This window comes from Streptomyces sp. NPDC089919 (genome assembly GCF_040684615.1).
Taxonomy (GTDB): domain Bacteria; phylum Actinomycetota; class Actinomycetes; order Streptomycetales; family Streptomycetaceae; genus Streptomyces.
On sequence record NZ_JBFBGK010000129.1, the window covers coordinates 1 to 20,523 of the forward strand.

A 20,523-nucleotide genomic window follows, 5' to 3' on the forward strand; every position below is an offset into this window, starting at 1 on the left:
CACCCCGCCCCTTCCCGAAACCGGTGGGCGGCCGCCCCCGGAGCCCCCGCGCCTCAAACGCCGGCGAGGCTGGCAAGGGGGACAGCGGGGCTCTGCCCCGGACCCGCACCGCCGCTCCGCGACGGTCGCCTCAAACGCCGGCGAGGCTGGTAAGCCGCGTGGGCCGGGGTTAGTCCGCCACCGGGGAGACGGCCACGCAGGCGCCGGCCTTGGTGAGGGCGGGGCCGGACTGGGTGGCGAGGGTCTTGCCCTTGTAGGTGATCTTGCAGGTCAGCGTGTCGGTGCCCGCCTCCGTCGCCACCGGCATCACCGACGCCGGCATGATCCCCCGCAGCGTGACCGTCTTCTTCCACGGCAGCGTCGCCCCGGCGCCCTTGACCGTCGCCATCTCCGGGTCGTTGGCGGTGCCGCCGCCGGCCGCGTACTCGATGGACTCGACGCCCTTGCCCGTGACCTCGTAGGTCACCTCGTAGGTCGTGTCGACCGCCTTGTCGACCTTGTCGACGACCTCGGAGCTGGAGCAGGCCGTCGCGGATGCAAGCAGGACGACGGCGGCGGCGAGAGCGGTACGGGCGGTGCGCGAGCTGAACACGGTGTTCCTTCGAGATGGCACGGATGAGCTCCGGGTACGCAATCGTAAAGTCAAGGTAAAGTCAAGTGCCACCCCGCCGCCCCGGCCGCGGTCAGTCCGCGCAGACCACCGCCATGTCGTCCAGCCGCACCGTCCGCGCCGTCCCGTCGGCTCCGATGACGGCCTCGACGAAGTTGGCGTTGTCGCCCTCCCCCATCCAGTCGACCTGGACGATCGAGTAGCCGTTGCGGGCGAGCAGCCAGGGGGCGGTGCTGATGAGCTTCTTCCCCTGCGGGGTCCAGACCCGGAGCTCGAACTGCAGGTCCTGGAGGGGCTTCACGTACACCGTGGCGGTGCAGTACCGGAACTGCGGCGCGAAGGAGGCCCAGATGCCCTCGCGGGCCCAGCCGCGGGTGGCGGAGAGCCAGCCGTTGCCCTCGCCCGAGCGGGCGGTGCCGGTATTGAGCTCGAAGCCGGCCCGGCCGTCACCGCCCCACTGGCGGTCCCAGCGGTCGGTCTGGCCGTTCTCGAAGCCGTTGGACATGCCCCGCGCATCGGCCCGGGCCGGCGGTGCGGCCACCAGCAGCGCGAGGGGTAGGGCGACGGAGAGGGCCCAACGGGCCGTGCGCCGGGTGCGGTTGCGCATTCCTGCCTCCTGACGAGTCATCGACGCCGCCCAGATTCGCACCCGCCCGCCGGGCTGCCCAGGGCGTCACGGTCCGGCCAGCCGGAAATCGTCCGTGCCGCGGGCCGGCGCCCGGCGGACGGCGCGGTGTCAGTGGCCCCTGGCAGGCTGCGGCGCATGGACGAGAGCACGCGCGAGGACATGCACGGAGCGGCCCTGGTCGACCGGGTGATCGACCGGGTCAGGACCGCCGGTTGGCCCACCTCCGACGCCCCCGACCTCACCGGACCGGTGCCGTTGGCGGCCGGGGTGATGGACCGGCTGCGGCTGCCCGGCGGCCGGCCGCTGCCGCCGAGCCTGCGCCGCTGGCTGGCCTTCGACGCCTCCTGGCTGGCGGAGATCGGCTGGTACGAGGACCCGGGCGCGCCGGAGTTGGATGCGCGGGGCCTGGGCGGCACGGCCGCCCGGATGTACGGCTCCGGGGACGGACTGGTGGGGATGCTCGGCGATTTCGAGCAGCTGCTGCCGGCGCCCTGCCTGCCGCTGGTCGGCGGCAGCGACTCGCGCCGCCTGCTCTACCTCGGCGAGCCGGACTCCACCGGCGAGTACCCCGTCCTGGTCACCGACATCGACGACCTGCCGTACGTGGCCGTGATGTATCCGGGGCTGGACGTCTACCTCGCCGACCTGGCCGGGGTGGTCGACCTGGACTTCGACACGTACACCTCGCTCGCCGAGCACCCCGCGTACGCCGCCCGGATGCGCGAGCACGCCGAGAACACCCGACTGGGCCCCGACGGGCTGGAGTTCTACGACCTGGACTGGGACGGGCCGGACGGGCCGGCGGACCGGGAGGAGTGAGCGGGCCCGCCGGGCGACGGCCTGCGGCCCTGCCGAGGGGCAGGGCCGCAGGGTGGGTCGGTCCGGGATCAGCGGTGCACGGTCCCGGTCAGAACCGCAGGGTCCAGCTGGTGATGACGCCGGTGTGGCCCACCGAGGGGTCTTCCTGGGCGCGCAGCCGCCAGGTGCCGTTGGCGGTCTCGGCGGAGCCGTTGAGCGTCCAGACGCCGCCGTAGTCCGCCATGTCCCAGCGGGTGTCCTCGAGCTTGAGCGGGTAGGCCGTGCCGTCCGGGGCGACCAGCGAGAGCGCCGCGAAGCCGTAGGCCGGGAACTTGACGGAGAGGGAGACTTCGAGGTCCTTCGGGGCCTTACCGCTGACGCCCGTCACCTTGACCGGGGAACTGGCCGGGGCGGAGCCGAAGTTGTAGTCGTGCGTGTTGCTGAAGCGCGGACCGACCGGCTTCTGCTTGGTGCTGCCCGTGTAGAGCATCCGGTTGGGCGAGTTGGCGCCCTTGTCCCAGACACCGCCGGTGGTGGCGTTCCCCTTGATGGCCGTGGAGACCTGCGCGGGGGTGGCGGTGCGGTGGGTGGAGAGGTAGAGGGCGACCGCACCGGTCACGTGCGGGGTGGCCATGGACGTCCCGGACAGGGTGGTCTCGGAGACGTCGTCCCACCAGGCGGCCGAGGTGATGTCCGAGCCCGGGGCGAAGAGGTCCACGCCGGCGCCGTAGTTGGAGAAGTCGGAGCGCCGGTCGTCGCTCTGCGTGGAGCCGACCGTGAGGGCGGTGCCGACCCGGGCGGGCGAGTGGGTGGAGGCGTCCTGGTTCTCGTTGCCCGCGGCGACCGCGTAGGGGATGCCCTTGGCGATGGAGTTGCGGACGGCCGTGTCGAGGGCGGGGTTGACCCCGCCGCCCAGGCTCATGTTCGCGACGGCGGGCTTGACGGCGTGCTTGGTGACCCAGTCGATGCCGGCGATCACCTGGGCGGTGGTGCCCTGCCCGTTGGCGTTCAGCACCCGGACGGCGACCAGCTTGGCCTTCTTGGCGACGCCGTACTTGGTGCCGCCGACGGTGCCGGCCACGTGCGTGCCGTGGCCCTGCTCGTCGTCCGCCGGGGTGCCCGGGTCGACCGCGTCGTACCCGGACTTGGCCCGGCCGCCGAAGTCGTGGTGGCTGAAGCTGATGCCGGTGTCGATGATGTAGGCCGTCACGCCCGTGCCCGCGCTGGTCGGGTAGACGAAGTTGCCGCCAGCGCCGGGCTTGCGCCGCCGGTCGATCCGGTCCAGGCCCCAGGACGGCGGGCTGGGCTGGGTGGAGTCGATGCGGACGATGCTGTCCTGGACGACCTGCGCGACCGCCGGGTCGGCGGCCAGCCGCCGGGCCTGCTGCGCGGTGAGGTCGGCGGCGTAGCCGTTGAGCGCCGCGTCGTAGGTGCGCCGGATTGTGCCCGAGTACCGCTCGACGACGGAACGACCCGCCGGGGAGAGGGACTTGGCGGCGGATTCCTTGAGGATGACGATGTAGCTGCCGGGCACCGTGCCGGGCGCACCGGCGTTGACGACGGCCCCCTCCGGCGGTGCGGCGGGCGCGGCCGTGGCGGCCGTCCCGGCCGAGAGCAGCGTGAGTCCCGCGATCGCCAGCGCGGCCCATGGCCGGTAACCGCGCGCCGGGCTGCCCCCGGTGCGGGTGCCGGCGCCGGTGTTCGTGCGTACGTGCATGTGTAACCCCCCTGGGGACCCCTGCGGTCCCGCCCCGCAAGACTCGCGGTCGGGCGGCCGTCCGGCAAGACCAACCATGACGTAGATCCGGACCAACTCTGGCGCGGATGGGGCTTGTTGGGGTGGCGGATCGAAGGCCGGTCGCGCCCGGCCGGCCGGGTTCAGGGGATGGCCGGCCGGGCGCGGCCCGGGTGCTCCGGCGGCCCGGGGGCGGGGGCCGGAGCGGGAGGGTGGTCAGGGGCGGCTGGCGGCGGCCCGGCCGGCGACACGGGCCGCGAGGGCGTCGTTCATGGCCTCGAAGTTGCGCCGGGTGCCCTCCAGGAGCTTGCCGAGGAAGGGCACGAGCAGGCCGCGGAAGTCCTCGCCGTGGATGACGCGGGTGCCGCCGTCCGGCGTGGGCTCGAGGTGGAAGTAGTGCTCGCCGTCGAAGAGGCCGGGCACCAGGAAGCGGCCGAGCCAGCGGAGTTCCCGGCCCTCCTCGGCGGTGAGCACGGCGGGCCGGAAGGTGGTGGCGCGGCCGTTCTCGGCGTACATCACGAGCTGCAGCCGGGATCCGACGGCCACGGTGCCGGAGGCCTCCCGGATGAAGGGGTTCCACTCGTGGTAGCGGTCCAGGTCGGTGAGGGCCGCCCACACCTCGGAGGCGGGGGCCGGGATGACGGTCTCGGTGGTGATGGCGCGCACGGGGCGTGCTCCTTCGCAGGTGGTGCGGCGGGTCTGAGACCGAAGGGACGCGAGGGAGGGTGGGCCGACGCCGGGTTCGGTGCACGGATGGAAGCACGGTTTTCAGCCGTAGGGCGCCACGGCTGGCCGGAATTCGCTCACGGCTGAGCGAGCGGCGGCGGGCCTTCCGGGCGCGCGGGCACGAAGGTGATCGATTCGCCCGCGAAGCCCCCGGCCGGATCGGCCGACCTCCCCCGCCCGCGGCCCGAGCACGCACCGCCCGCGCCGATTTGCCTAATGCCATTAGGTAGTTTCATAATCAGTTACGGAAAGCTGACGGGCGATCGAGGAGGCGCGCATGGCACGGGCCGGACTGAGCACGGAGCGCGTGGTGCGGGCGGCCGCCGAACTGGCCGACGAGGCCGGCTTTGAAGCGGTCACCCCGGCGGCGCTGGCCCGGCACTTCGGCGTGCAGACGGCCAGCCTGTACTCGCACGTCAAGAACGCCCACGACCTGCGGACCAGGGTCTGCCTGCTCGCGCTGGAAGAACTCGCCGACCGCGTCTCGGTCGCGGTGGCCGGCCGGGCCGGCCGGGACGCCGTCGCCGCCTTCGGCAACGTCTACCGCGACTACGCCCTCGCCCACCCCGGCCGGTACGCGGCCACCCGCTTCCGGCTGGACGCGCAGACCGCCGCCGCCAGCGCGGGGGTACGGCACGCACAGATGATGCGCGCCGTGCTGCGGGGGTACGACCTGGCGGAGCCGCAGCAGACCCACGCGGTGCGGCTGCTGGGCAGCACCTTCGCCGGCTTCATCGAGCTGGAGGCCGCGGGCGGCTTCGCCCACAGCTCCCCCGCCGCGGCGGAGAGCTGGGCCGAGATCCTCGGCGCCCTCGACGCCCTGCTGCGGAGCTGGCCGACCGCCTCCTGAGCGCGCCCCCGCCCCACCCGGCGCCCGCCCCACCCGTCCCGGCCGGGCCGCGCGCCCGACCCTTCGTACCTGCCGGTCCCGCCCGGACCGCCCCTCCGAAAGACCAGTGAGATGACCTCCCACGCCGGCCTGACCGCCACCCCCCTCACCGCCGCACTGCTGCACGGCGCCCTCGACCTGGAGGACACCGGGCGGGGCCTGCTCCCCCACCGGCTGCCCGCCTGGGCCCGGCGGCAGATCCCCGACGGGCAGCTCGCCCTGGCCGAGGCGCAGCCCTCCGGCGTGCACCTGGTCTTCCGTACCCGCGCCACCGTGGTCGAGCTGGACGTGGTGGCCACCAAGCGCGTCTACCCCGGCTTCCCGCCGCGCCCCGACGGCGTCTACGAACTGCTCGCCGACGGGCGCCCGGCCGGGCGGGCCACCGCCGCCACGGGTGACACGCTCACCGTCGACCTGGCCACCGGCGCGTCCGAGCACGCCCAAGGACCCGTGGAGACCCTGCGGTTCACCGGTCTGCCGACGGGCGACAAGACCCTGGAGCTGTGGCTGCCGCACGACGAGAGCTGTCTGCTGGTGGCGCTGCGCACGGACGCCCCGGTGGTCCCGGAGCCGACCGGGGACGCCAAGCGGTGGGTGCACCACGGCAGTTCGATCAGCCACGGGTCCAACGCCGGTGCCCCGACCGCGATCTGGCCGGCGCTGGCCGCGCGGACCGGAGGCGTGGAGCTGGTCAACCTCGGCTTCAGCGGCAGTGCGCTGCTCGACCCCTTCACCGCCCGCACCATCCGGGACACCCCGGCCGACCTGATCAGCCTCAAGCTGGGCATCAACCTCGTCAACACCGACGCGATGCGGCTGCGGGCCTTCGGACCGGCCGTGCACGGCTTCCTCGACACCATCCGCGAGGGGCACCCGGACACCCCGCTGCTGGTCGTGTCGCCGATCCACTGCCCGATCCACGAGACCACGCCCGGACCCAGCGCCCCGGACGTCGCCTCCTTCCGCGAGGGCCGGCTGCGGTACCTGGCCACCGGCGATCCGGCCCAGGTGCCGGCCGGGAAGCTGACGCTGACGGTGATCCGGGCGGAGCTGGCCCGGATCGTCGCGCAGCGGGCGGAGGGCGACCCGAACCTGCACCACCTCGACGGTCTCGACCTGTTCGGGCCCGCGGACCAGGCCGAACTGCCGCTGCCGGACGACCTGCACCCGGACCCGGCGGCCCACCGGCGCATCGGCGAGCGGTTCGCCGCCCACGCCTTCGGCGCCGGGGGCCCCTTCGCCCCGGCCGGGCGCTGACCACCGTCCGGGGAGGCGCGGCGCGCCTCCCCGGACCGCGCCGTTGATGAAGAATGCGCGGTATGTGCCACTACTGCGGTTGCCGGGAGATCCCGCTCATCAAGGAGTTCATCGCCGAGCACGAGACCGTCACGGACGCGGCGGGCGACGCGGTCCGCGCCCTGGACCGGGGCGACGTGGCGCGGGCCACGGCCCTGGCCGGGGCGATGGCCGGGGAGCTGGCCTCCCACTGGAAGGGCGAGGAGGACGGCCTCTTCGCGGTGATGAGGGACGACCCCGAGTACGCCGGGTACATCGCCGCGCTGGAGGCCGAGCACCGCGAACTGGGCGCCTTCCTGGCCCGGATGGACCTGTCCGACCCGGCGACCGAGGCCCTGTTCCGCAAGGCCGTCGACGAGCTGCACCACCACATCTCCAAGGAGGAGGACGGTCTCTTCCCCGCCTCCCTCACCGCCCTGACCGGAGACGAGTGGGACCGGTCCATCGCCGCCTGGCGGTCCTGCCACCCGGACCGCGAACTCGGTCCGGCCGGCTGACGGTGTCGGGGCGTCGCCGCCGTCCCGCCCAGCGGCGTCCCCGGCGGGCGGGAGCAGCCGACACGGGGCAAGGCGTGACCCGCCGGGCGGTGTGGCTGTGCACGGCGAAACCTGACAGGGGTCGCGGGGTGCCCGAGGATGCGGCGCGTACCCGCACCCCCACCGAGGAGGACCCCCATGTCCGCGCACCACGTCCCGGCCGCCCCCGAAAGCCGGATCTGGCTCATCACCGGCGCGTCCTCCGGTTTCGGCCGTGCCCTGGCCGACGCCGCGCTCGCGGCCGGCGACACCGTGGTCGCCGCGGTGCGCCGGCCGGCGGCGCTCACGGAGTACGCCGCCGCCCACCCCGGCCGGCTGGTGCCGGTGGCCCTGGACGCCTCCGACCCCACCCGGGCCGCGGCGGTGGCGGCCGAGGTCGCCGAACGCTTCGGCCGGATCGACGTGTTGGTGAACAACGCGGGCCGGGGGCTGATCGGCGCCGTCGAGGAGACCTCGGACGCGGAGCTGCGGGACCTGATGGACCTGCACTTCTTCGGACCGGCCGCGCTGGTGCGCGCGGTGCTGCCGTACATGCGGGCCCGGAAGTCCGGCGCCCTGGTGCAGATGAGCAGCATGGGCGGGCGGATGTCGTTCCCCGGCGTCGGCGCGTACTCGGCGACCAAGTTCGCGCTGGAAGGGCTCACGGAGGCGCTGGCCCCCGAGGTGGCCCCGCACGGCATCACCTGCCTGATCGTCGAACCGGGCTCCTTCCGGACGGGGTTCGCGGGCGCCGCCGCACTCCAGCACACCGAGACCGTCCTGGCCGCGTACGAGGACACGGTCGGCGCGGTCCGCCGTGGGCTGCCGGACTCCGACGGCAGCCAGCCCGGCGACCCGGCCAAGGCCGCGGCGGCGGTACTGGCCGCCCTGGACGCCGCCCACCCGCCGCTGCGCCTGGTCCTCGGGAACGACGCCGTCGACGCCCTCCGCGCCGCCGCCGAGGCCTCCCGCGCCGAACTCGACACGTGGGAACCGCTCGGCCGGGCCATGGAGTTCGACGCCTGACACCACCCGGACCCGCTGACCCGCCCGGCGTCGGCGGGTCCGGATCCGGGGGTCAGGCGTCCACCGGGTGCCAGGCGGGGGCGGTCCGGCCGGGGCGGGCTTCGCCGAAGACGACGTCGGCGAAGTGGACGCCGAAGCCGATCGTGCCGGGCTCCGAGAGCTCGGCGACCAGGCGGCGGCGGTGGCCGGCGGTGGCGGTCAGGTCGTGGTCGAAGCCCGAGGACCACTCGGGGTGGTCCACCTGGATCGGGGAGTGCATCGCGTCGCCGAAGGCGATCAGCCGCCGCCCGCCGCCGGTGATGACGTACTCGGCGTGCCCGACGGTGTGCCCCGGGGCGATCCGCACCCGGACGCCGGGGAAGACCTCCTCGCCGTCCGCGACCGTGCGCACGCGCGGCGCCAGGGCCGCCACCTGCTCCGCCATGCCCTCGGCCGCCAGCTGCTCCCGGCCCGCCCACTCCTGCTCGGAGAGCAGGTACGCGGCGTGGCCGAGGACCGGCCCGGCCGCCTCCGGGGCGGTGTGGCAGGCCCAGCCGAGGTGGTCGGGGTGCAGGTGGGTGAAGGCCACCGCCTCGATGTCGGCGGGGCGGCGGCCCAGTTCGGCCAGGGCGGCGGGCAGGCCGCCGCCCCGGATCACGCCGAGCGGCCCCTCGGGGGCCTCGTACGCACCCGGTCCGAAGCCCGCGTCGATCAGCAGCGCGCGCTCGCCGTGCTCCACCAGCAGCGCCCCGACGCTCCCGACCAGGTGGCCGGTGACGTCCAGGTACTCCGGGTGGGCGGCCCAGGTGGCGTCGGTGCTGTCCGGCAGCAGGGCGAGCGGCCGCAGCCGGACCTCGCCGTCCGGCACGTACGAGACCTTGAGGTCGCCCAGCCGGATCGACCGGATCCCGGAGGGCCGGCTCAGCCGGTCCCGGTCCGCCGCCGTGGCCTGCTCCGTCGCCAACTCGCCCATGGGTACTCCTTCATGACGTCATGACAGATCACCGCCGACCGCACTGTCCGGGGCCGGCGGTGATCACCATAAGCATCAAGTTGAAATGATTCAAGCTGTAAATATGTCGGCTTGATGGAGTAGGTAGGATGGCTCCATGACGACGTCACCGGAGCGCCAGGCCATCGCCGAGCGACAGCTGTGCGGTCTGGTGAACGGCCTGGCCCAGCTGATCGCCGAGCACGTCCGCACGCGCGCCGCCACCCTGGGGCTGACGGCCTCGCAGGCGACGGCGCTGCGGGAGATGAGCGGGCCGATGACGATGCGCGAGCTCGCCGAGCGGATGACCTGCGAGCCCTCCAACACCACCTTCGTCATCGACAAGCTGGAGAAGCAGGGGCTGGTCGAGCGCCACCCGCACCCCACGGACCGGCGGGCCAAGCACCTCGTCCTGACCCCGGAGGGCGGCGAGCTGCGCGAGCGGCTGCTCGCCCTGCTCGCCGTGGAATCCCCCCTCTCCGTGCTCTCCACGCAGGAACAAGACGTCCTGCACGGTCTGTTGGAGCGGGCCGTCATCCGCCCCTGAGGGCGACCTCAGCGCACGGCGCGCCACATCCCCCACAGAGCCGGTCCGCCACCGGGCAGCCGCAGCTCCTCCCGCACCGTGAAGCCGAAGTCGCCTCTGCTTCGAGCCCGCCAACCTCCTCGACCGCCTGGTCCTGCGCGTGGCCCCGCACCACCGCGGCGCCCTCTTCCTGACCTCCCTGACCCGGTGGACCGTCTCCGCGGGTGATACGAAGTACCTCGTGATCGAAGAGAACCAGGCCCCGACCGTGCGCGTGTTCATCGCCCTCGCGCCGCCCGACAGTGCCAAGGAGGAGCTGGCGCGGGCGCTCGGGCCGGCCTATACGACGTACCCGGACATGCGGTGGAACCGGATCGAGGACTGGCACATCACCCTCGCCTTCCTCGGCGAGCTGCCCACGGCCGCGGTGCCGGTCCTGCGGGCCCCGCTGGCCGGGCTGGCCGCGGCCGGCCGGGCGCTGCGCCTCGACCTGCGCGGCGGCGGGCACTTCGACGAGCGGGTGCTGTGGAGCGGTATCGGCGGTGACCTGGAAGGCCTGCACCTGCTCGCCTCGCAGGTGCGCGAGCTGGTCGGGGAGGCCGGCATCCCCTTCGAGGGCCGGCCGCTGCGCCCCCATCTGACGCTGGCCCGGGCCCGGCGGGGCGACATCGCGGGGGTCCTCGCCACGGCCGAGGGCCTGGCGGACTTCACCGGACACCCCTGGCCGGCCGCCCGCCTGCACCTGTGCGGCAGCAACATCGGCCGCGGCCCGGGCGCGATCCGCTACCGCGACATCGACTCCTGGCCCTTCGACGGCGCACACTGAACGGCCGTACGGAACCGCGTCAGGGGGACGGGACCGGCGGCGGAACGGCCGGGGCGCAGGGCGGCAGCGGGCAGGGGCCGGCGGGCGCGGGCACCGGCCCGGTCGCCGCCCGCAGGTCCGGCAGGCCCCAGGCCCCCCGTACCCGGTCGGCGAGGGCGAGCGCGCTGTACGGCGAGACGGCCAGCTCCAGGCGGAGGTCGGCGAGCCGCTGCGCGGAGCCGTCCGGCTCGGCGGCGGCGACCAGGGCGCTGCGCCGGTCGAAGTCCGCCGGGGTGAAGATCTCGAACAGGGTGAGCCCGAAGGCCGCGTACGCCCGCGCCTCGGCGACCAGCGAGCGGGCCGACTCCGGCACCGGGTCCGCACCGGGCGCACCCGCCGGTCCCGGCCGGACGAAGGCGGCCAGCGCGCCGATCAGGGCGTCCGCCCGGTGCGGGCAGGCGGCCGCCAGCCGCTCGGTCAGGGTCCGGTGGGCGATCAGGACGGACGCGCTCCCGGCGGTCCACTCATGGCCGGCGAGCAGGGTGCGGAAGCCGGTGAGGGTGTCGGCCAGCTCCTCGGCCAGCATCAGCACCGCGATGTCGGGCAGTTCGACGTACGGGGTGCCCTGCCGCAGTTCGACCAGGGTGAGCGCGTACCGGATGAGGTCGCGCGGGATGCCGCCGGAGAGCGCGTGAGCGAGGACGGCGTACGGGCGGGGCAGCCCCGGCAGGCGCTCGGCGAGGACCGCGACGGACTCCTCGAAGGTCATCGACCGGACGTGCACCACGTCGTCGAAGGCGCTGTCGGTGGCGTCCCGGTGCGGCAGCCCGCGCCGCACGAAGCCGGCGCTGACGTCCTCGGCGACCGACACCAGGCAGTAGACCCGGGGGATGCCGAGGATCGCCTTGATCTCGGCGAGGAAGGCGCGGGCCTTCTCCGGTGAGTCCATCCGGTCGAGTTCGTCGATGCACAGGAAGACGTAGCCGTTGCCCTCGGTCCGCAGTTCCTCGGCGATGTCCTCCACCAGCTCCCGGAACTCCGCGACCAGTTGGGGGAAGTTGGGCGCGGTGGCCGACAGCGTGGAGCCGTGCGAGGAGCCGAGCAGCGGTACCGGCGCGAGGTTGAGGGTGGCCGCGGTGCCCTGCACGGTGCGCAGCCGGTAGAGCTGGTCCTCGCAGCGGCGGGCCAGCTCGGTGGGGCGGGCGGCGGGACGGTGCCGGCGGTGGCGGGCGCAGCCGACCAGCGCGAGGCCGGCTGCGGCGAGCGCCAGCCGCGCGGGGTTGGCCCGGTCGTGCACGATCGGGCTGGTGGCGTCGAGGGCCGCCATGATCGCGAGCCAGAGCGGCCCCGCCAGCGCCGCCCCGAGCAGCGTCCGGTCGCCAGCGGTCAGCCGCCGTGGTCGTTCCAGCCTGCCGACGGCCAGCATGAGGGCCGCGCAGACGAGGGTGGCCAGGCCGAAACCCAGGACGGCGTGGTTGAGCTGGCGCCAGAACTCCGCGAACGAGTCCAGGCTCCGCAGGTAGACCGCCAGCAGGTCGGCGCAGGCAAGGGCCAGCAGGAACCAGCCGGAGAGCCAGAGGGCCTGCCAGCCGGGCCGGGTCCCCGGTGCCAGGCCGAGCATCCGGCGCAGCCGTCCGGGATCCCGCAGCCCCGCCGCCGTCAGGCCGAGGAAGACGGTCGTCAGGCACAGGAGCGTGGAGTCGCCCCGCCAGAGCGACCCGGCCGCGCCGCCGGCCCCCCGGCCCGCCGCGCCGGCCAGGTCCAGGAGTCCGTCGCGATGGCCGCTCCACCACCAGCGCAGGGCCGCGCCGGAGCCCAGGACGACGAGCGCGACGGCCGGGACCATGGCCACGGCCCAGCGCGTGCCGCGGTGCAGGGCGTCGGCGGCGCCCCGCCGCCAGTGCACCAGCCGTGACAGGCGGGTCAGTTCGGGGACCCGTTGGCCGGTGCGGGCCAGGTAGGCCTCGCAGACCCGGATCGAGCAGGCCACCAGGAAGTCGTAGGGGGTGTACGCGGCGGGCACGGCGACGGTGCTCACCAGGTCGGGGGCGTCCGCGTCCTGCGGACGGTCCGCGCGCAGGGCGCCGGCGGCGTGCAGCAGCGTGGTCTTGCCCGCTCCGCGGGGACCGCTGAGCGCGATGGTGCCGCCGTCGAGCAGGCCGAGCTTGCGGGCCAGTTGGTCCGCACAGGCGTTGCGGACGAAGAAGCGGGCGTCCCCACGGGCCCGCAGGCCGTGGTAGTCGTCGTACAGGAGCACCGAGTGCGGGTCCGCGCCGAGCAGCGCCTCGATGACCTCCAGGACCACCTGGCGCGTGCCGTGGGCGACGAGGTCCGCCTCCAGATCGAGCAGGCTGTTCCTGACGAGGCCCCGGCAGAGCCAGCCCACGGCCCGGCGGTTGACATAGGACGCCAACGCCCGCAGCTGACGGCGGGAGCGCTCTCGGGAGTACGCCCACAGGTATACGACCGAGGTCCCGAGGCCGACCGCGAGCTGGAGCCTGATCGGCGCGAAGGTCCCGGCGTAGGTGACGGCCATCGCCACGGTACCTACGACGCAGAGCAGCGCCGCCAGCGTCAGCGGGTCCGCACCGAGCTGGGCCCGGGCGCGGGCCGCGCCCTGCCGGGCCCTGGTCCGGCGCTCCAGCTCCGTGCGGGCCCGGTCGAACGCGTCGCGGCCCAGGAGGTGCACCCGGGCCACGGCGGCCGGGGCCGTCATCGCCTCCCGGACCGCCTCGGCCGTGACCTCGGGGCGGGTCTGCAGCCGGTCCACGACGGCCGGTTGGGCCAAGACGGCCTCGACACTGCGGTGGTAGACCGCCGCCGCGGCCGCGTACCGCCGGCCCGCGTGGGACGCGGCCGGCGCCTCCGTGGTGCTCTGCGTCATCGTGCCCCGCGCCTCCCCCGTGCCCGCCCCCGGAGCCGCCGAGCTTAGGACTCCCGCGCACCGGCCGCCAAACCCGCCGACGGGGCCCGGCGTACCCGGTGGCCGGGGGCGCCGCGTTAAGATCCCCGGCACTGCCCGGGACCCACGATCCGGGCCGGTCCCGGCGGGCCCGGCCCCTCCGCACTCCCGCACCACCGTCCCGCCCAGAAAGGGTCCGACCCTGAACGCCCCGCTCGCAGAAGCCCTTTCCGTCGGACTGCTCGTCGCGGTCCTCGCCTGTGCGGTGATCCGGCCCTGGGGCTGGCCGGAGGCCGTGGTGGCGGTCCCGGCCGCCGGCCTGGTCATCGCCACCGGGGCGATCCCGCTGGACCACGCGGCGGCCGAGGCCGCCCGGCTGGGGCCGGTGATCGGCTTCCTCGCCGCCGTGCTGGTGCTCGCCCAGCTCTGCGACGACGAAGGGCTCTTCCACGCCTGCGGCGGCTGGATGGCCCGGACCGCGGCCGGCCGGCCCCGGCGGCTGCTGGTGCAGGTCTTCGTGTCCGCCTCGCTGATCACCGCGGCGCTCAGCCTGGACGCGACGGTGGTGCTGCTCACCCCGGTGGTCTTCGCGACCGCGGCCCGGCTCGGCGCCCGTCCCAAGCCGCACGTCTACGCCTGCACGCACCTGTCGAACACGGCCTCGCTGCTGCTGCCGGTCTCCAACCTGACCAATCTGCTCGCCTTCGCCGCCAGCGGGCTGAGCTTCACCCGGTTCGCGGCCCTGATGGCGCTGCCGTGGCTGGTGGCGATCGGCGCGGAGTACGTGGTGATCCGGCGGTTCTTCGCCGCGGACCTGGACGCCGGGGCGAAGGCCCCGCCGGAGCCCGCGGACCGGGAGCTGCCGCTGTTCGCGCTGGTGACCGTCGCCGGGACGCTGGCCGGTTTCGTGGCGGCGTCCGCGGTCGGGATCGACCCCGCCTGGGCGGCCGCGGCGGGCGCGGGCGTGCTGGCGGTACGCGCTCTGGTGCGGCGGCGCACCACCCCGACCGCCCTGGTGCGGGCCGCGGCGCTGCCGTTCTGCGCGTTCGTGCTGGGCCTGGGCGTCGTGGTCCGGGCGGTGGTGGACAACGGCCTGGCCGACGCGCTGGGCACCCTGGTGCCCGAGGGGACCGGCCTGGTGGCGCTGCTGGCCGTGGCCGCGCTGGCCGCCGTCCTGGCCAACGTCATCAACAACCTGCCGGCGGTCCTGGTACTGCTGCCGCTGACCGCGCCGGCCGGGCCGGGTGCGGTGCTGGCGGTCCTGCTCGGGGTGAACATCGGCCCCAACCTCACCTACGCGGGCTCGCTGGCCACCCTGCTGTGGCGGCGCATCGTGCGCGACCACGACACCGACGTGCGGCTGGGCGAGTTCACCCGGCTGGGGCTGCTGGCCGTGCCCGCTGCGCTGGCGCTCGCGGTGGTGGCACTGTGGACCTCGCTGCGGGTGGTCGGGGTCTGACGGCAGGACGGGACCCGGCCCCGCGACCGCGCGATCGGAGGCCGGGACCGTGACCGTCATCGTCTGGATCGAGGAGGGCACCTGGCCCGCCTGCGTGGACGCCGCCCGCGCCCACGCGCCCGAGGACGCCCCGATCGTGCTGCTGCACGTGTCCGGCCCCGAGGTGCCGGGCGCCGCACACGGGGCGTACGCGGGCCTGCTGGGCCGGGCCCGCCCGGACCGGGACCCCGGCACCGCGGTGGAGCACCTGGCCGAGGCGGCCGGTGCCCGGCTGCTGGCCGCCGCGGCCGACCGGCTCGACCGGCCCTGTACGCGTACGGAGCGCCGGGGCCGGGTGGAGCAGGAGGTGGTGGCGGCCGCGGCCGGCGCCGGCCTGCTGGTCGTGGCCCGGGACGGCGACCGCGCCCGTCCCGGACCCCGCAGCCTGGGCCCGGCCGGCCGCTTCGTGCTCGACCACGCGCCCTGCCCGGTCCTGCTGGTGTGGCCCTGAGCCGGGGAGGCTCGGGTCAGAGGGCGTAGTGGGTGAGGACGGCCAGCACCTCGTCGGTGATGGCCCGTTCGTTCGCCTCGAACTCCGGCCCGGTCAGCAGGGCCGGATCGGCGGGCAGCCCGGTGAGCACGGGCGTGTGCAGGTGGCCGCCGGGCAGCCGCGGGGCCAGCTCCAGGCGCAGCCGGTTGGACCGGTAGGCGACCTCGTTGGAGAGGTAGCCGCCGCCTCCGCCGGCCACCGCGCGGGAGCCGGGGGTGGGGCCGTCCTCCCGGTCCACCGGTGCGTCCTGGCCGGCCGGGATCTCGGTGACGGTGGGGTTCAGCCGCACCGGGTAGGGCTCCTGGACGGCGGCGGTGACCGCGTCGGCCGGCAGGGTCGTGCGGATGAACTCCGCCCCCGGTCCGACGCCGGCCGGCGGTACCGGGTGGTCGTACGTACCGCCCGAGAGGGCGCCGGTGTTGTCGGGGTAGGGGTCGGCGGAGCGGGCCCGGGCCGCCCACTCCTCCAGGGTGAACAGGCCGGGGTAGCCCTGGCTGATGCTGGTGACGGCGTGGGCGGCCAGCGGGCCCGCGGCCATCCGGGGGCCGAAGGCGCGCTCCACGATGCCGCGGTCGAAGTCCCCGTACCGGACCGGCAGGACGACGGAGCGGAGTTCGGCGCGGGTGCCGTCGGCGAGGGTGATGCGGCGGCCGTTGAGCTGGAGGGCGGCGGAGCCGGACGGGTTGGCGCGGCGTATCTCCTGGTCGAGGCCGAAGGGGTCGAAGCCGCTGACGAAGATGCGGCGCAGGCCGGGCCGGCCGGTGAAGGCGTTGCCGGTCAGGCCCCGGGAGCAGTCCTCGAAGCGGGCCCGCAGCGCGGCCCGGTCCACGGCGAACCCGGGGCGCCAGGAGTCCAGTTGGACGGTCATGGCCAGCCGGGTCCAGTACAGCGGCCGGTCGTCGGCGGCCGGCAGGTCGCCGCCGGGGCGTTGCCCCTGGGCCCGGTCCACGGCGGACCGGAAGAGTGCTTCGCCCCAGGCGCGGACCAGGTCCTCCGCCTCGGCCGGGGTGCGGGTGCCGGCCAGTGCGGCGGGGAAGCGGGCCGTGAAGGTGTCGAGAGCGGCCCGTCGGGTGAGGGCGGTGGTCCGGGCGTCGGCCAGCCGGGCCTGTTCGGGGTCGGGCGCGGCCGTCCCGTCCGGGTGGTCGACCCGGGCATGGGCCTGGGCGGACGGGGCAGGGAGGAGGGCGGCGGCGGTGCCGAGGAGGGTGGCGGCCAGTGCCGAGCGCCGGGGAATCGTCATGCCATGTGACATTACATAGACCGTCGGGGCCTGTCAGGAGATCGTTCCGGCCAAGGCCGAGGCCGGGCCGGGCCTGTGGTGCGAACCGGCTGCGGGCCGACGGCTCGGCCCGCGGCCGGGCTTCCCGTCACGAGGCGGTGGCCGGGGCGGGCACGGCCCGCTCGGCCGCGCGGCTGACGCCCTCCCAGGCGGACCAGGTCGCCATCCGCTGCTTGGCGATGTCGAAGGCCAGGTCGTAGACCATGCTGCCGAGCAGCAGCCGCAGCGGCGGCTCTTCGGCGTCGACGAGCGTGACCAACGCCTCGGCGGCCAGCCTCGGTTCGCTGTCCACGGAGCCCTCCGCCCACTGCTTCTCCAGCTCCGCGCGCAGCGGGGCGTACGCCTCGAGGGGCGTGCTGGAGCGCATGGCCGTGTAGAGGTCGGTCCAGTAGCCGCCCGGCTGCACGATGCTCACCTTGACCCCGAAGCCGACGCCCTCCATGGCCAGCGCCTCGCTCATGCCTTCGAGGGCGAACTTGCTGGCGCTGTAGAGGCCGGTACTGGGGAAGCCGCCCAGCGCGGCGATGCTGGAGACCTGGACGATGTGACCCCCTCCCTGCGCACGGAGGACGGGTATGGCGGCCTGGCTGACCCAGAGCGCACCGAAGAAGTTGACCTCCATCTGGGCGCGGGCCTCGGCCTCGGTGAACTCCTCGACCATGCCCGCCGACAGGATGCCGGCGTTGTTGACGACGACGTCGAGCCGTCCGAAGCGGGCGACGGCCGCGTCCACCGCGGCGAAGGCGGCGGCCCGGTCCGTGATGTCGGCGGTGACCGGCAGCACCCGGCCCGGGTGGGCGTCGGCCAGGGCCTGGAGCGCGTCGGTGGTGCGGGCGACCGCGGCGACCCGGTCCCCGGCGGCGAGCGCGGCCTCCGCGAAGGCCCGGCCGAGGCCGCGGCTGGCGCCGGTGATGAACCAGGTGCGGGGCTGTGCGGCGGTGGCGGTCATGGTGGAATCCTTCCCCTCGTGCGAGACGAGACGATCCGTCTCGTTTTCATGTCGAGAAGGATGCCACGCGCCTGCGGGCTACACAAGACGGATCGTCTCGTCTCTTTGATTGCTACCGTGGCGGCCATGACCACGCCCCCACCGAAGGCCCCCGACGCCGCCCGCCGCAGCCAGGCCTCCCGCCGCGCCATCCTCACCGCCGCCTTCGACCTGGCCGGCGAGCTCGGGTACACCAAGCTCAGCATCGAGGCCATCGCGGCCCGGGCCGGCGTCGGCAAGCAGACGATCTACCGCTGGTGGCCCGGCAAGGGCGCAGTGCTCTTCGACGCCTTCCTGATGCTCAGCGAGGGGGACGGCACGGCCGGGGGCGAGCCCGCCGGACTCCCCGACACGGGCGACCTGGCGGCCGACCTCAAGACGGTGCTGCGCGCCACGGCCTCGGAGTTCGCCGACCCGCGGATCGCCGAGCCGATGCGCGCCCTGACCGTCGAGGTGGCCACCGACCCGCAGCTGGCCGCCCAGTACGCCGAGCGGCTGGACGAACCGGTGCGGGAGCTCAAGCGCCGCCGGCTGCGCGCCGCCCGGCAGGCCGGCCAGCTCGCCGAGGACGTCGACCTCGACCTCGTCATCGACCTCGTCTGGGGCCCCCTGCTGAACCGCTGGCTGCTGCGCACCGGCCCCCTCACCCCCGCCTACACCGACGCCCTGGTGGACAGCGCCCTGCGCGGGCTAGGGCCCGGCTGACGGCGGATCAGAGCGGATGCAGCGCCGAGTGGGGGGCGGCGGGTGGCATCGGGGCGGCGGTGCGGGCCTGGTCGGCCAACGGCTCGGGGGAAGATCGCGTTAGGGTGCGCGGGTGAGTCTTCATGTCGTCATAGGGTTCGGGGCCGCCGGTGCGGCCACCGCGCGGCTGCTGGCCGGAGCGGGCCACGCGGTCCGGGTCGTCACCAGGTCGGGCCGGCCGCCGGAGCCGGGGATCGAGCACGTCGCGGTGGACGCCACGGACGCCCGCCGCCTCGCCGGGGCCGCCGAGGGGGCGAGCGCCCTCTACGGCTGCGCCGCACCCCCGTACCACCGCTGGGCCGCCCAATGGCCGCCGCTGACCGCGTCGTTGTGCGGTGCGGCCGAGACCACCGGGGCGGTCCTGGTGATGCTGGGCAACCTCTACGGCTACGGGCCGGTCGACGGCCCGCTGACCGAGGACCTGCCACTCGCCGCCACCGGTACCAAGGGCCGGGTGCGGGCCGCGGGTTGGGAGGAGGCGAGGAGGCTCCACGAGGCGGGCCGCATCAGGGCGGTCGAGGTCCGGGCCTCCGACTTCTTCGGCCCCGGGGTGACGGACGGCGGGCACCTGGCCGCCCGGGTCGTGCCGCGCCTGCTGCGCGGCAAGCCGGTCGACACCCTCGGCGACCCGGACGCCCCGCACAGCTGGAGCTATCTCCCCGACGTGGCGCGCACCTTGACCGAGGTGGCCGCCGACGAGCGGCGGTGGGGCCGCGCCTGGCACGCGCCGACGGCGCCGCCGCAGTCGGTCCGGGAGATGGTGGACCGGCTGGCCACCGCGGCGGGCACGCCCGCCGTGCCGGTGCGCCGGCTGTCACCGGCGGTGCTGGCCGCGGCCTCGCTGTTCTCCCCGCTGCTGCGCGAACTCAAGGAAGTTCGCTACCAGTTCGACCGCCCCTTCGTCATGGACTCGACCGCCTACGAGAAGGCGTACGAGGCCCACCCGACGCCCCTCGACGCCCAGGCCGCCGCCACGATCGCCTGGTGGCGCGAGCGCCTGTCCGGCCAGGCCTGAGCACGCAGCCCCGGGCCGGTCCCCCGGCCCGGGGGCACCCGGGTTCACATGCCGACGGCCCCGTCGATGCGCTCACGCAGCAGATCGGCGTGGCCGTTGTGGCGGGCGTACTCCTCGATCATGTGGATCAGCACCCAGCGCAGCGACACCCGGCCGCGCCAGGAGTCCTCGCCCTCGACGTCCAGGTCAGGGGCTTCCGCCGTGAGGCGTTCCGCGAAGCCGACCTCCTCGCGCCAGGCCCGCCAGGCCTCCGCGACCGCGCCCGGTTCGGCCACGGCCCCGTCGAAGTCCCCGTCCGGCTCGGCGGGCGAGGAGTACCGCAGCGCCGCCTCCTGCGCGGCCAGTACCTGACGGAACCAGACCCGCTCCATGTCGGTGAGGTGGCGCAGCAGCCCCAGCAGGGAGAGCGTGGAGGGCTCCACCGACCGCCGCCCCAACTCCTCTTCCAGGCCTGCGCACTTCAGCTCGAAGGTGGCCCGCTGGGCCTGCAGCATCGCGGTCAGCATGGGACGTTCGGCGCCGGTGGCGGGTCCGGCGAACCGGTCCTCGCTGACGGCGCCGGCGACCAGTGCCGCCCGTCGGACGGGGCGGACCGGACTGGCGGGGCTCCCTGGCGTAGTCGTCATCCACCGATCATGGAGCATCCCACCCGAGCGAAACCAGTCGTTCCGCCGCCGGGCCGGCCGCAGCCGGCCGCCCCTCCCCTCCCCTGACGCGCCCCTGCCCTCAGGTCTCCGGTGCCCTCCCACCGGTGATCGACACGGTTTCGAGTGGTCGTCGAGCAGATCCCCGTACCTCTTTGACCGACCGTCAAAGAGTTGTGCAGCAGATCACATCGCCGTGTCGAGCAGGCCCCCGGCACCGCGGCCACCCGGCTGCGGGACGCCGCGAGCCGCCCCGACCACCGACCCTGGGGGTTCCCTTGCGTGCCATCCGTTCGTTCCGGGCCCGTTCACGGGCCGCGGCCCCGCCGCTGCCGGCCGCACGGGCCGTGGCCGCATCCCTCACCGCGCTGGTCCTGATGGCACCCGCGGCCGTCGCCGCCGGTCCCGGTGGCGGGCTGGGACCCAAGGAGGACCGCCT

Annotated in this window: 20 protein-coding genes; 11 read left to right on the forward strand and 9 right to left on the reverse strand. The window is 75.0% G+C overall.

Features of this window, described 5'->3' with window-relative positions:
- Window positions 1-169 precede the first annotated feature (169 nt).
- Complete coding sequence (locus AB0O40_RS33490; protein WP_365049285.1) at window positions 170-592, reverse strand: MmpS family transport accessory protein; 423 nt, start codon at window positions 590-592, stop codon at window positions 170-172.
- A gap of 91 nt (window positions 593-683) precedes the next feature.
- The gene (locus tag AB0O40_RS33495; protein ID WP_365049286.1) at window positions 684-1,217 is read right to left on the reverse strand and encodes a hypothetical protein; all 534 of its coding nucleotides are present in this window, start codon (window positions 1,215-1,217) and stop codon (window positions 684-686) included.
- Window positions 1,218-1,373: 156 nt separating this feature from the next.
- Between AB0O40_RS33495 and AB0O40_RS33500 the strand changes: the two genes are divergently transcribed.
- Window positions 1,374-2,057 (forward strand): hypothetical protein, encoded by a 684-nt coding sequence (locus tag AB0O40_RS33500; protein ID WP_365049287.1) that lies wholly within the window; start codon window positions 1,374-1,376, stop codon window positions 2,055-2,057.
- A gap of 88 nt (window positions 2,058-2,145) precedes the next feature.
- Here the strand turns inward: AB0O40_RS33500 and AB0O40_RS33505 are convergent, their stop codons facing one another.
- Both AB0O40_RS33505 and AB0O40_RS33510 read right to left on the reverse strand, forming a co-directional pair.
- Window positions 2,146-3,753, reverse strand: a complete 1,608-nt coding sequence (locus AB0O40_RS33505) for a S8 family serine peptidase (RefSeq protein WP_365049288.1) — start codon at window positions 3,751-3,753, stop codon at window positions 2,146-2,148.
- A 234-nt stretch (window positions 3,754-3,987) separates the two neighbouring features.
- Entirely contained in the window at window positions 3,988-4,437 is a 450-nt protein-coding gene (locus tag AB0O40_RS33510; protein ID WP_365049289.1) for an SRPBCC domain-containing protein, read from the reverse strand.
- A gap of 337 nt (window positions 4,438-4,774) precedes the next feature.
- Here AB0O40_RS33510 and AB0O40_RS33515 point away from each other — a divergent pair, with 337 nt between their 5' ends.
- The 4 genes from AB0O40_RS33515 to AB0O40_RS33530 all read left to right on the forward strand — a co-directional run bounded on the left by AB0O40_RS33515 (window position 4,775) and on the right by AB0O40_RS33530 (window position 8,223).
- A complete protein-coding gene (locus AB0O40_RS33515) occupies window positions 4,775-5,347 on the forward strand; it encodes a WHG domain-containing protein (protein WP_365049290.1) in 573 nt (190 codons plus the stop codon).
- Window positions 5,348-5,458: 111 nt separating this feature from the next.
- The gene (locus AB0O40_RS33520; protein WP_365049291.1) at window positions 5,459-6,643 is read left to right on the forward strand and encodes a GDSL-type esterase/lipase family protein; all 1,185 of its coding nucleotides are present in this window, start codon (window positions 5,459-5,461) and stop codon (window positions 6,641-6,643) included.
- 62 nt (window positions 6,644-6,705) lie between these two features.
- Window positions 6,706-7,179, forward strand: a complete 474-nt coding sequence (locus AB0O40_RS33525; protein ID WP_365049292.1) for a hemerythrin domain-containing protein — start codon at window positions 6,706-6,708, stop codon at window positions 7,177-7,179.
- A gap of 177 nt (window positions 7,180-7,356) precedes the next feature.
- Complete coding sequence (locus AB0O40_RS33530; protein ID WP_365049293.1) at window positions 7,357-8,223, forward strand: oxidoreductase; 867 nt, start codon at window positions 7,357-7,359, stop codon at window positions 8,221-8,223.
- Between the two features lie 52 nt (window positions 8,224-8,275).
- Here AB0O40_RS33530 and AB0O40_RS33535 read toward each other — a convergent pair whose 3' ends face one another.
- Window positions 8,276-9,175, reverse strand: a complete 900-nt coding sequence (locus AB0O40_RS33535; RefSeq protein WP_365049294.1) for an MBL fold metallo-hydrolase — start codon at window positions 9,173-9,175, stop codon at window positions 8,276-8,278.
- Between the two features lie 136 nt (window positions 9,176-9,311).
- Between AB0O40_RS33535 and AB0O40_RS33540 the strand changes: the two genes are divergently transcribed.
- A complete protein-coding gene (locus tag AB0O40_RS33540; protein WP_365049295.1) occupies window positions 9,312-9,740 on the forward strand; it encodes a MarR family transcriptional regulator in 429 nt (142 codons plus the stop codon).
- A gap of 220 nt (window positions 9,741-9,960) precedes the next feature.
- Window positions 9,961-10,545: an RNA 2',3'-cyclic phosphodiesterase gene (gene thpR, locus AB0O40_RS33545; protein ID WP_365049302.1), complete on the forward strand. Its 585-nt coding sequence runs from the start codon at window positions 9,961-9,963 to the stop codon at window positions 10,543-10,545.
- Window positions 10,546-10,564: 19 nt separating this feature from the next.
- Here thpR and AB0O40_RS33550 read toward each other — a convergent pair whose 3' ends face one another.
- Complete coding sequence (locus tag AB0O40_RS33550) at window positions 10,565-13,408, reverse strand: hypothetical protein (RefSeq protein WP_365049296.1); 2,844 nt, start codon at window positions 13,406-13,408, stop codon at window positions 10,565-10,567.
- 220 nt (window positions 13,409-13,628) lie between these two features.
- On the opposite strand from AB0O40_RS33550, the gene AB0O40_RS33555 reads away from it, so the two are divergent.
- Entirely contained in the window at window positions 13,629-14,885 is a 1,257-nt protein-coding gene (locus AB0O40_RS33555; protein ID WP_365049303.1) for an SLC13 family permease, read from the forward strand.
- Between the two features lie 49 nt (window positions 14,886-14,934).
- Complete coding sequence (locus AB0O40_RS33560) at window positions 14,935-15,375, forward strand: universal stress protein (RefSeq protein ID WP_365049297.1); 441 nt, start codon at window positions 14,935-14,937, stop codon at window positions 15,373-15,375.
- Window positions 15,376-15,391: 16 nt separating this feature from the next.
- Here AB0O40_RS33560 and AB0O40_RS33565 read toward each other — a convergent pair whose 3' ends face one another.
- Window positions 15,392-16,654: a pyroglutamyl peptidase gene (locus AB0O40_RS33565; RefSeq protein WP_365049298.1), complete on the reverse strand. Its 1,263-nt coding sequence runs from the start codon at window positions 16,652-16,654 to the stop codon at window positions 15,392-15,394.
- A 127-nt stretch (window positions 16,655-16,781) separates the two neighbouring features.
- Window positions 16,782-17,642 carry an SDR family NAD(P)-dependent oxidoreductase gene (locus AB0O40_RS33570; RefSeq protein ID WP_365049299.1) on the reverse strand — a complete coding sequence of 287 codons (861 nt, stop codon included), beginning with the start codon at window positions 17,640-17,642 and terminating at the stop codon, window positions 16,782-16,784.
- A 126-nt stretch (window positions 17,643-17,768) separates the two neighbouring features.
- On the opposite strand from AB0O40_RS33570, the gene AB0O40_RS33575 reads away from it, so the two are divergent.
- Together AB0O40_RS33575 and AB0O40_RS33580 are read left to right on the forward strand one after the other, a co-directional pair.
- A complete protein-coding gene (locus AB0O40_RS33575) occupies window positions 17,769-18,386 on the forward strand; it encodes a TetR/AcrR family transcriptional regulator (protein WP_365049300.1) in 618 nt (205 codons plus the stop codon).
- Between the two features lie 112 nt (window positions 18,387-18,498).
- Entirely contained in the window at window positions 18,499-19,440 is a 942-nt protein-coding gene (locus tag AB0O40_RS33580; RefSeq protein ID WP_365049301.1) for an NAD-dependent epimerase/dehydratase family protein, read from the forward strand.
- Window positions 19,441-19,484: 44 nt separating this feature from the next.
- Here the strand turns inward: AB0O40_RS33580 and AB0O40_RS33585 are convergent, their stop codons facing one another.
- The gene (locus tag AB0O40_RS33585) at window positions 19,485-19,946 is read right to left on the reverse strand and encodes a DinB family protein (protein ID WP_365049304.1); all 462 of its coding nucleotides are present in this window, start codon (window positions 19,944-19,946) and stop codon (window positions 19,485-19,487) included.
- Window positions 19,947-20,523: the final 577 nt, after the last annotated feature.

What these genes read in the sequence shown, in the direction of transcription:
- AB0O40_RS33570 (WP_365049299.1), bottom strand. Translation starts at nt 17,642, where the DNA reads ATGACCGCCACCGCCGCACAGCCCCGCACCTGGTTCATCACCGGCGCC.
- AB0O40_RS33575 (WP_365049300.1), top strand. Translation starts at nt 17,769, where the DNA reads ATGACCACGCCCCCACCGAAGGCCCCCGACGCCGCCCGCCGCAGCCAG.
- AB0O40_RS33520 (WP_365049291.1), top strand. Translation starts at nt 5,459, where the DNA reads ATGACCTCCCACGCCGGCCTGACCGCCACCCCCCTCACCGCCGCACTG.
- AB0O40_RS33550 (WP_365049296.1), bottom strand. Translation starts at nt 13,408, where the DNA reads ATGACGCAGAGCACCACGGAGGCGCCGGCCGCGTCCCACGCGGGCCGG.
- AB0O40_RS33565 (WP_365049298.1), bottom strand. Translation starts at nt 16,654, where the DNA reads ATGACGATTCCCCGGCGCTCGGCACTGGCCGCCACCCTCCTCGGCACC.
- AB0O40_RS33530 (WP_365049293.1), top strand. Translation starts at nt 7,357, where the DNA reads ATGTCCGCGCACCACGTCCCGGCCGCCCCCGAAAGCCGGATCTGGCTC.
- AB0O40_RS33495 (WP_365049286.1), bottom strand. Translation starts at nt 1,217, where the DNA reads ATGCGCAACCGCACCCGGCGCACGGCCCGTTGGGCCCTCTCCGTCGCC.
- AB0O40_RS33515 (WP_365049290.1), top strand. Translation starts at nt 4,775, where the DNA reads ATGGCACGGGCCGGACTGAGCACGGAGCGCGTGGTGCGGGCGGCCGCC.
- AB0O40_RS33500 (WP_365049287.1), top strand. Translation starts at nt 1,374, where the DNA reads ATGGACGAGAGCACGCGCGAGGACATGCACGGAGCGGCCCTGGTCGAC.
- AB0O40_RS33505 (WP_365049288.1), bottom strand. Translation starts at nt 3,753, where the DNA reads ATGCACGTACGCACGAACACCGGCGCCGGCACCCGCACCGGGGGCAGC.
- AB0O40_RS33535 (WP_365049294.1), bottom strand. Translation starts at nt 9,175, where the DNA reads ATGGGCGAGTTGGCGACGGAGCAGGCCACGGCGGCGGACCGGGACCGG.
- AB0O40_RS33540 (WP_365049295.1), top strand. Translation starts at nt 9,312, where the DNA reads ATGACGACGTCACCGGAGCGCCAGGCCATCGCCGAGCGACAGCTGTGC.
- AB0O40_RS33585 (WP_365049304.1), bottom strand. Translation starts at nt 19,946, where the DNA reads ATGCTGACCGCGATGCTGCAGGCCCAGCGGGCCACCTTCGAGCTGAAG.
- AB0O40_RS33525 (WP_365049292.1), top strand. Translation starts at nt 6,706, where the DNA reads ATGTGCCACTACTGCGGTTGCCGGGAGATCCCGCTCATCAAGGAGTTC.